At 65.2% G+C, this 1,419-nt stretch carries 1 protein-coding gene; it reads right to left on the bottom strand.

The genetic code is table 11. The annotated features are described in order from the left end of the window. Positions 1–217 precede the first annotated feature (217 nt). Positions 218–1,419: aldehyde dehydrogenase family protein (locus EOA29_RS36425; protein WP_127222388.1), on the bottom strand; the 1,202-nt coding region annotated here is incomplete at its 5' end.

Genomic DNA, 1,419 nt, shown 5'->3' with positions numbered 1-1,419 from the left:
TAGTTAGGGTGTGTTGAGATTCAGGTCAGGCCGAGTCGAAAACGGCGGTTTCCGAGAACCGGAGCGGAGCGTACTTGAAGTACGTGAGCACCGACCTACGCCGGCCGTAGCCTTAACTGCCACGCCACTCTCATTTCATTTATGCTTCGGTCGGCGAAGGCCGGAAGCGCAGGAAGCCGCCGTTTGCAGGCCGGCATCACCTGAATATCAATACGCCCTAAGCAGCCGCGAGCAGACTGGCATTGCCGCCCGCCGCCGTGGTGTCGACGCAGACCGCGCGCTCATGCGCGTAAGCCGCCGGGTTGAGCACTTCACGGACCAAGGGCACGATCGGCCCGGCGCGCTCGGCGATCACCTTGCGCACGATGCGCGCCGCTTCTGGCGTGCCGGAGAAGGCGACGACGTCAACCTTCAGGGCCCGTGCCTCGACCGGATCCGGACGGCCGTCGATTGCAGCAAGCGGCAGTCCCTTGCCGGTCAGCGCCGACAGCACCGCCGGCGCGCCAGGCGCCACCGCCAGCACCGCATTGCCGGCGGCTAAAGCCTGGATCGTCTGAGCAAGCAGCGTATCGGCATCAGGTCCGAGGCAGAGCACCCGCCCGCGCGGCGCCAGCGACAGCGTATTGGCCTCGCCCGTCGGACCAGGCAGGTCGACCTGACCGAAATCGAGGCTCGCGGCGGCGGCAATTGCAGCCGCCCCCTTGCCGCGCAGATGTTTTCTCAGGATCGCCACGCGATCCGGCCGCGTCGACCAGCCGCCCAGCGCTGGATCCGGCAGATTGTCGGCAAGCTCGGTGGCGGTCACCTTGTGGCCTTCGCCAACCTCCGTGCCGGCCTCCGGACCTTTGCGGAAGCGGCGCAGATAGTGCGGCCCACCGGCCTTCGGCCCGGTGCCCGACAACCCCTCGCCGCCAAAAGGCTGCGATCCGACGACAGCGCCGATCTGATTGCGGTTGACATAGATATTGCCGGCATGAATGCCGTCGACGAAATGCTGGACGCGACCCTCGATACGGGTGTGCAGGCCGAAGGTCAGGCCATAGCCCTTGCGATTGATGGCCGCGATCACAGCATCGATATCGTCGGCGTCGAAACTGGCGACATGTAACACCGGTCCGAACACCTCGCGCTCCATTTCCTCGATGCCTTTGACGCGGAAGACATGCGGCGCGACGAAACGGCCGCTCTTCGGCGCTTCCAGCTTGGCGATCAGCCTGCCTTCCAGCCCTTTCTTGGTGCAATAGTCGCTGATCGAGGCTTGCGCCTCGTCGTCGATGACCGGGCCGACATCGGTCGAGATCACCCAAGGATCGCCGACGGTGAGCGCTTCCATCGCGCCCTTCAGCATTTCCAGCATCTTCTTCTCGACATCCTTCTGGACGTAAAGCACGCGCAGCGCCGAGCAGCGCTGCCCGGCGC

The sequence above is a fragment of the Mesorhizobium sp. M1E.F.Ca.ET.063.01.1.1 genome (assembly GCF_003998155.1).
In the GTDB taxonomy this organism is placed as follows: Bacteria; Pseudomonadota; Alphaproteobacteria; order Rhizobiales; family Rhizobiaceae; genus Mesorhizobium.
Note: the sequence above shows the minus strand (reverse complement) of the source record. Positions and strands in the feature narration are given on the sequence as shown.